General features: G+C 43.6%; 9 protein-coding genes. 5 read left to right on the top strand and 4 right to left on the bottom strand.

Annotated elements, in window-relative coordinates; translation table 11 throughout:
* The first annotated feature begins 365 nt into the window (after nt 1-365).
* The 5 genes from WMO25_RS11620 (at nt 366) to WMO25_RS11600 (ending at nt 2834) form a co-directional block, all read left to right on the top strand.
* Nucleotides 366-713 (top strand): BMC domain-containing protein, encoded by a 348-nt coding sequence (locus WMO25_RS11620; protein ID WP_015513091.1) that lies wholly within the window; start codon nt 366-368, stop codon nt 711-713.
* Nucleotides 714-726: 13 nt separating this feature from the next.
* Complete coding sequence (locus WMO25_RS11615) at nt 727-1176, top strand: EutP/PduV family microcompartment system protein (protein WP_349085449.1); 450 nt, start codon at nt 727-729, stop codon at nt 1174-1176.
* A gap of 120 nt (nt 1177-1296) precedes the next feature.
* Nucleotides 1297-1656 (top strand): helix-turn-helix domain-containing protein, encoded by a 360-nt coding sequence (locus WMO25_RS11610; protein WP_349085447.1) that lies wholly within the window; start codon nt 1297-1299, stop codon nt 1654-1656.
* Nucleotides 1657-1928: 272 nt separating this feature from the next.
* On the top strand, nt 1929-2384 hold the full coding sequence (locus WMO25_RS11605; protein WP_349085446.1) for an Rpn family recombination-promoting nuclease/putative transposase: 456 nt from the start codon (nt 1929-1931) through the stop codon (nt 2382-2384).
* A 189-nt stretch (nt 2385-2573) separates the two neighbouring features.
* Nucleotides 2574-2834 (top strand): hypothetical protein, encoded by a 261-nt coding sequence (locus tag WMO25_RS11600; protein ID WP_349085444.1) that lies wholly within the window; start codon nt 2574-2576, stop codon nt 2832-2834.
* A 154-nt stretch (nt 2835-2988) separates the two neighbouring features.
* On the opposite strand, the gene arcC is transcribed toward WMO25_RS11600, so the two are convergent.
* The 4 genes from arcC to dpaL all read right to left on the bottom strand — a co-directional run.
* Nucleotides 2989-3933, bottom strand: a complete 945-nt coding sequence (arcC, locus tag WMO25_RS11595; RefSeq protein ID WP_015513113.1) for a carbamate kinase — start codon at nt 3931-3933, stop codon at nt 2989-2991.
* A 105-nt stretch (nt 3934-4038) separates the two neighbouring features.
* Nucleotides 4039-5235 carry a knotted carbamoyltransferase YgeW gene (ygeW, locus tag WMO25_RS11590; RefSeq protein ID WP_015513114.1) on the bottom strand — a complete coding sequence of 399 codons (1197 nt, stop codon included), beginning with the start codon at nt 5233-5235 and terminating at the stop codon, nt 4039-4041.
* 113 nt (nt 5236-5348) lie between these two features.
* Nucleotides 5349-6662, bottom strand: a complete 1314-nt coding sequence (locus WMO25_RS11585; protein WP_015513115.1) for a YgeY family selenium metabolism-linked hydrolase — start codon at nt 6660-6662, stop codon at nt 5349-5351.
* A 93-nt stretch (nt 6663-6755) separates the two neighbouring features.
* The coding region (gene dpaL / locus WMO25_RS11580; protein ID WP_349085442.1) for a diaminopropionate ammonia-lyase at nt 6756-7954 on the bottom strand (1199 nt) is incomplete at its 5' end.

Raw genomic sequence — 7954 nt, 5'->3', positions numbered from 1 at the left:
CCCACGCAAAGAAATTTTCGATTCGCTTTTATAGGGGACCATGGCCGCTCAGGAGGCTGAGAACACAGCTTATGGCATCATATACTTTTTGTACATCACTGCACAAGGACGTTCCGATGAGCCCCGAACAAAATCGTGTTCAGCAAAGGCTTCCACGATTTGGGTCTCATCTCCACAGTGCAGAATATGTACAGAAAGTATATGTGCCATAAGCCGTGTATCCAGGTGTATTGAGCGGCGAATACACCCTTATAAAAGAGAATCTGTTGGTAGAATGAGTTGTGGTCTGCGGATAGCAGTTTTGGATGTTACAATTTGTAATACATACGAGATTCATTGCTCACAACGTCCGAGAGAGGTATAAAATGGAACAGGAAAAACAAAGAATTATTCAGGAGTTTGTGCCTGGTAAACAGGTGACTTTGGCGCATGTGATTGCGAATCCTGACAGCAGTTTATATAAGAAGCTGGGTGTTATCGGTGATTATACCGGAGCGCTTGGCATTATGACGATCACACCCAGTGAAGGTGCGATTATCGGTGCTGATGTGGCGATGAAGGCTGCCAATGTGGAGGTTGTATTTGTGGACCGTTTCAACGGTTCTCTGATTATCAACGGAACGGTGGCTGATGTGGAGGCAGCGGTGAAAGATGTATTAAATGTTCTTGAGAATACACTGCATTTTGCGCCGACAGTGATTACGAAGTCGTAAATCAGGTGAGGATATGAAGAAAATTATTTTAATCGGCAATGTGGCCTGCGGCAAAACGACGATTTGCCAGTATCTGAACCACATGGAAATCAGATACAAAAAGACACAGGCGCTGGAGGTCTATAACACGACCATTGATACGCCGGGGGAATATCTTGAGAATCGCGGTTATCTGCGGTCGCTGATGGTAACAGCTACAGAGACAGATCAAGTTGTTTTTGTGCAGGACGCCAGCAGAGATCAGTTCTTTTTCTCACCGGGACAATCCAGCGCTTTTACATTGCCTGTAGCCGGTGTTGTGACAAAAATCGATATCGCGACACCAAAACAAATTGCGGATGCAGTTGAATTGCTTCAGTTGGCCGGAGCGGATCCGATTTTCAAAGTCAGCCCGATGACGGGTGAAGGTATGGAAGAACTGGTGGCTTTTCTGGAGGAGAAAGAGGCTGCAGCGGAAGCATGATAAAAGAGAAAATCATGTATTAAGTGAAAAATCATGTAAAAAAGAAAAAATATATTACAAAACCGATGTATAGCAGAACACTTCTGTATAGCATTGTAAACGTAACTGTCGAAATTTGTTATGATGAATGCAGAGGTGATTCGAATGAAGAATGAGAATGAACGATTTGTAGAAATGGGAAAAAGAATCAAGGCGAGAAGGGTAAGCCTGGGAATGAAACAGATGGAGTTGGCGGAACGGATAGATATATCCAACAATCATATTTCATCCATCGAGAGAGGAATTGAACGTCCCGGTCTTGAATCTTTTATCAGGATATGTGATGTATTGGATGTGACACCGGATTATTTATTGCTTGGTTCAATGAAAGCCAATGATATACCAAAGAACATTACAGATAATCTGAAGTTGTGTACAGATGAAGAAGTTCGTTTTGTGGAAGCGATGACGCAGTATATGATTGAGCAGCATAAAAAATAAGTAAGCCATGAATATTTTAGTGGCGTAATGTAGAAATAATTGAACAACACAGATGAAAAGACTGCTACTTTATTGAAAAACAGGATTCATTTATATATGTATCATGAGAATTTGATAAAGTAGCAGTCTTTTGTGTTTTTAAATGCTGGAAGTGGAATTTGTAAAGGAAGTAATAATGCGCCTTTGCCAATTATTTCTATTGTTTCGTGTCGGCGTGGAGAGTATAATAGAGTTACAGGATTCCTCTTGCTTGTTTGTGTGGGAGGAAATGGATGAGAAAGAGACTACAAGACTTAACGATTAAAGATGCCTTTATGTTTGCGGCAGTGATGTCGGATGCAGAGCAGTGCCGCCACCTGCTAGAATTGGTATTAGAAATGCAGATTCTGGAAGTAAATGTTGTGGCTGAGAAGACCATCAGTTATCATCCGGAGTATCATGGTGTGAGATTAGATGTTATGGCAGAAGAAGCTGGAACAAAACGCCGATTTAATGTTGAGATGCAGGTGAAGACAGAGAGTGCCCTGGCAAAGCGGAGCAGATACTATCATGCTCAGATGGACATGGATGCCCTGTTGGCTGGTGAAAGTTACGATAAATTGCCGGATACATATGTTATCTTTATCTGCGATTTTGCACCATTTGATAGTCGTTTGTATCGGTACAATATCCGCAATGTAGTTCGTGAGACAAATGAATTATTGAAGGATGGTAATCAGACAATTTAGAAATGAAGATATTGCCAAAGCAGCTGCAGACAGAGATTATCAGGAGCAACTGTTCAAGGAGTTTAACTTGTAAGGGGATACTGTGCGAGTATCTGATGGATGAAGAGAATTATTTGAGGATAAAAGATAAAATCACTATAATTAAGGCGGAGAAGGATATAATGCAAATTAACTAAGGAGGCGATGCTGATGAAGACTTTCAAAATTATTCGAATGGTACTGACAGTTGTGGATGTGGTGTGTTTATTGGCCGTGTTGTTTGTTCCGGCTCTTGAGGCAGCGAAGCATAACTTCTTTGTCTGGCTGATTCTTGGACTTCTGACGTTGTATGTTCTCTTTATGTGGCTGGTGTTAGGCAGAAGAAACACCAACGGTTATGATGCAGAGAGTGACCGTGAGGCGGATATTTCGAAGGAATTACTTTCTCAGAGGAATAAGTGGTACTGGTAATAAGATAAGCGTGTAAGAAACAGCACAATAAAAAATAATAAATAAAATAAAACAGGCGTATGAATAATGTGATGTGAGAAGGTTCATACGCCTGTTCTTTAATAAGGTAGGAATTTACTAAGCAAAATATGCTTTGTTAATGAAGTATTTTGTTTTACAGATGGAATCTTGTTCCTGTTTTGCCCTGGATACCGTCTTTGGATTTCTCCAGAAGTGTGATCAGAGCTGTGCGGCCTTCCTTGGAGGAAGCGAAGTCAACGGCTGCCTGTACTTTTGGAAGCATGGAGCCAGGTGCGAAGTGACCTTCTTCCATGTATTTCTTTGCTTCTTCAACTGTCAGATCCTCAAGCCACTGTTCGTTTGGTTTGCCGAAGTTGATGGCAACCTTTTCAACAGCTGTGAGAATGATGAGGAAATCTGCATCCAGTTCCTGAGCCAGAAGACAGCTTGCGAAGTCTTTGTCGATAACTGCGCTGGCGCCCTTTAAGTGGTTGCCCTGACGGGTAACAGGAATACCGCCGCCGCCGCAGGCGATAACCAGGTCTCCGGATTCAACCATTGTACGGATAGTACCGATTTCAATGATTTCTGCAGGTTTTGGAGAAGCAACAACACGGCGATAGCCTCTGCCGGCATCTTCTTTCATGATGTAGCCGTATTTTTCTTCCATCATCTTCGCCTGTTCTTCGTTGAAGAACTTGCCGATCGGTTTGGATGGATTGTTGAAAGCAGGATCATCTTCATTGACGCGAACCTGTGTGATCATGGTTGCAACAGGGATATCTGTGATACCGCGGTTGAACAGCTCTTCACGCAGGGCGTTCTGAAGGTCGTATCCGATGTAAGCCTGGCTCATGGCAACACAGACAGATAATGGTGTGTTTGGCTGCTGTGCATCTTCATGTGTCAGTGCGATCATCGCATTGTTGATCATACCAACCTGTGGGCCATTGCCGTGTGTAACAACAACTTCACAGCCTTCTTCGATTAAATCTACAATAGCTTTGGAAGTTACTTTTACAGCTGCCATCTGCTCCGGCAGTGTATTCCCCAGTGCATTGCCGCCAAGTGCGATAACGATTCTTTTCTTCTTATTCATTCTAAATATTTCCCCCAAAATAAACAAAATAACGGTTTTTGCGATTTATATAAGGCGGAGGTGAATCCCCGCCTTATATGTTAAGTTGTTAAGTTAAATTTAATCTTATTTGAAGATTCTAGGCATAGATCTTTCTTCGAGTTTCTTCAGGATTTCCTGTGGATTTTCGAATTTAGCAAGGAAGATCATAGCTGCGATGATGTATGGTTTGTAGCTTGCTTCTTTGTAAAGAGGATCTCTGTAACGATCGAATACGGAAGCATCAACTTCACCTTCTTCACAGCTTACGCCTGTGATGTCAGCTGGCAGGCAGTGCAGGTAAAGTGCTTTGCCGTTCTTTGTTGTAGCCATAAGTTCTTCTGTACAAGCCCAGTCTTTGTGTTCTGCGTTCTGAGCAAGGAGTTCTTTTTCAAGAGCTTTGATACCTTCTGTATCGCCGTTGCCGTAGAGTTCTGTACGTTTTTCCATAGCAGCGAAAGGAGCCCAGCTCTTTGGATATACGATATCAGCATCTTTGAATGCTTCTGCCATGTTGTTTGTTTTTGTGAAGGAACCGCCGGATTTCTTAGCGTTTTCAGCTGCAACAGCTTCAACTTCTGGGAATACTTCATAGCCTTCCGGATGAGCAAGTACAACGTCCATACCGAAACGAGTCATCAGACCGATGATACCCTGAGGAACGGAGAGAGGTTTGCCATAAGATGGAGAGTAAGCCCAGGACATAGCGATCTTTTTGCCTTTAAGGTTTTCAACACCGCCAAATTCATGGATGATGTGAAGCATATCAGCCATAGCCTGTGTAGGATGGTCGATATCGCACTGAAGGTTAACCAGAGTAGGTTTCTGCTCAAGGATACCGTCTTTGTTGCCCTGTGTTACAGCGTCAACAACTTCATGCATGTATTTGTTGCCTTTGCCGATGTACATATCATCACGGATACCGATAACGTCAGCCATGAAGGAGATCATGTTAGCTGTTTCACGAACTGTTTCGCCGTGAGCAACCTGAGATTTGCCTTCATCCAGATCCTGAACTTCAAGACCAAGAAGGTTACATGCGGAAGCAAAGGAGAAACGTGTACGTGTAGAGTTATCACGGAATAAAGAAATACCAAGACCACTTTCGAATACCTTTGTGGAGATGTTGTTCTCTCTCATGTAACGAAGCGCATCAGCAACTGTGAAAACAGCTTCAAGTTCGTCGTCTGATTTTTCCCATGTCAGGAAGAAGTCACCGTTGTACATTTCTTTGAAGTTAAGTGCGTTTAATTTGTCGATATAAGCCTGTAATTTAGCATCCATTATAATAATCCTCCGTTTGATTAAGTGACGTGCACCGGTTAAAAATTGTCCGATGCACGGAAGTTTTATTGGTTTATAATACGTTAACTTTTATAGTATAGTCTTTTTTGAAATTATTCGCAATAGGACATTGGCAGAGCAGCGTAAACAGCAGCACATGTAACCAGATCCTGTTTCCATGTCATTTCGTTAGGAGCGTGAGCCTGAGCTTCTGCACCTGGTCCAAAACCGATACATGGGATACCGTTTCTACCCATGATAGAAACACCGTTTGTGGAGAATGTCCACTTATCTGTCAGTGGGCGAGCCTGACGCATTTCAAGTGTGTCAGCAGCACCGATTCTCTTATCACCGTAAAGACCATGGTAAGCAGCTTCCAGTGCTTTTGTAACCTTGTGATCCTTTGGAATCGCCCATGTTGGGAAGTAGCATTCGATTTCATATACACAGCCTGTGTAGGATGGACGGTCATAGTTGTACATGGAAACAACAACGTCATCACCGTATTTCTTTACGCTAGGCAGGTTGCGGATTTCATCCAGACAGCTTTCCCATGTTTCGCCGAATGTCATACGACGGTCAAGAGATACTGCACAGGAGTCAGCAACTGCACAACGGCTTGGGGATGTGTAGAAGATCTGAGATGTTGTAACTGTACCGCGGCCAAGGAAGCGAGCTTCTTCCCAGTCAGGGTTGTATTTAGGATTCAGCATCTTAACAAGACCTTTGATCTCTGTTTCGTCTGCATCATCATTTTCATTCAGCGCACGAACATCCTGAAGGATATCAGCCATCTTGTAGATTGCGTTGTCACCACGTTCTGGAGCAGAACCATGGCAGGAAACACCCTTAACGTCGATACGGATTTCCATACGTCCGCGCTGACCTCTGTAGATACCGCCGTCTGTAGGCTCTGTAGATACTACGAATTCAGGACGAACTTTGTCTTCGTTGATGATGTACTGCCAGCAAAGGCCATCACAGTCTTCTTCCTGAACAGAACCAACAACCATGATCTTGTAACCTTCCGGAATCAGGTTGTAATCTTTCATGATCTTAGCGCCGTAAACAGCAGATACAACACCGCCGCACTGGTCAGATACACCACGGCCACCGATTTCTGTTTCGTTCTCATAACCATCATATGGATCGAATGTCCAGTTGTTGATATTGCCGATACCTACTGTATCAATATGACCATCGAAAGCAATGATCTTGTCGCCTGTACCCATGTAACCGATGACGTTGCCCTGTGGATCGATGACAACTTCGTCGAAGTCCAGTTTCTTCATCTCAGCAGCAATTGTCTCTACATGCGCCTTTTCATCACAGCTTTCGCCAGGATTCTTAACGATGGCACGTAAGAAAGCTGTCATATCAGCCTGATAGCCCTGTGCTACTTCTTTGATTTTGTTAAAGTCTAACATTTTTTACCCTCCATAATGTTTATATATTGTAACGTTGCAAAATTGTTTCTCTATTTATATGTAATAACTGTCAAAGGCAGTTAAAACGAATGCTTAGTTTTCCTGAAGATCAGCAAATGGTTCTTTGTCGGTGCCACATAAGCCTTCCCATACGATTTCACGATAACGGTCAGGATCTGTATCGCCTTCAGAAGAAACCAGAAGTACCTGAGAATTCTCATCCAGTTTCAGTGCTTCCTTGAGTTCCTTTAATTCAGGTTTTGTCATGATCGCTGCAACCAGACCCATTGTAACGGAACCGGATTCACCGGAGATAACTCTTTCGTCACCTTTCATTGGTGAGCTGTAAATACGTGTACCGTTGGCACTTACCCAATCAGGACAAGATACGAATGCATCTGCATGATTGCGAAGAATATCCCATGATACAGTGTTTGGTTCGCCGCAGGCAAGACCAGCCATGATTGTGAGCATATCGCCTGTAACATCTACGCGGCTGCCGTCACCCTTGGAAGCAGAGCGGAAGAGGCAGTCTGCAGCCTTGGCTTCAACAACTGTCATGATCGGCGGATTCTCTTTGAATCTGTTGGCGAAGTAACCAACAACTGCACCGGCCAGTGAGCCAACGCCTGCCTGAATGAAGATATGTGTTGGACGGCAGTTGTCTTCTTCTAACTGATGATCAGCTTCAAGTGCGAGTGTGCCGTAACCCTGCATGATCCATGTAGGAATCTCTTCGTAACCTTCCCAGGCTGTATCCTGAACCATGATGCCGTGTTCTGTTTCAGCCGCTTCCTTCGCAGCCATACGAACACATTCATCGTAGTTAAGATTCTCAATAGTAACTGTTGCATTTTCCTTTGCAATATTATTTAAACGAGTCTGTGTTGTGCCCTTCGGCATTCTGACTACGCATTTCTGTCCAAGCTTATTCGCTGCCCATGCAACGCCGCGGCCGTGATTACCGTCTGTTGCTGTGAAGAATGTTGCCTGACCGAAGTCTTCCTTGAGTTTCTCAGAAGTTAATACATCATAAGGAACTTCGCTGACATCCTTGCCGAGCTGCTGTGCCATGTATCGTGCGATTGCATAAGAACCGCCGAGAACCTTGAAAGCATTCAGACCGAATCGATAGGATTCATCCTTTACATAAAGTTTCTTAAGTCCGAGATATTCGGCCAGATGCGGAAGTCCTGTAAGAGGTGTAACTGAATACTGAGGAAAGCTCTTGTGGAAATTGTTTGCTTTCGACATCTCCTCCAGAGACATGTTAGCGACCTGCTGGTCGTCAC

Origin of the sequence: Coprococcus intestinihominis (assembly GCF_040096555.1) — a bacterium.
Lineage (GTDB): Bacteria > Bacillota > Clostridia > Lachnospirales > Lachnospiraceae > Coprococcus_A > Coprococcus_A intestinihominis.
The sequence above is the reverse complement of the archived record's forward strand: the minus strand, read 5'-3'. Positions and strand labels throughout refer to the sequence as shown.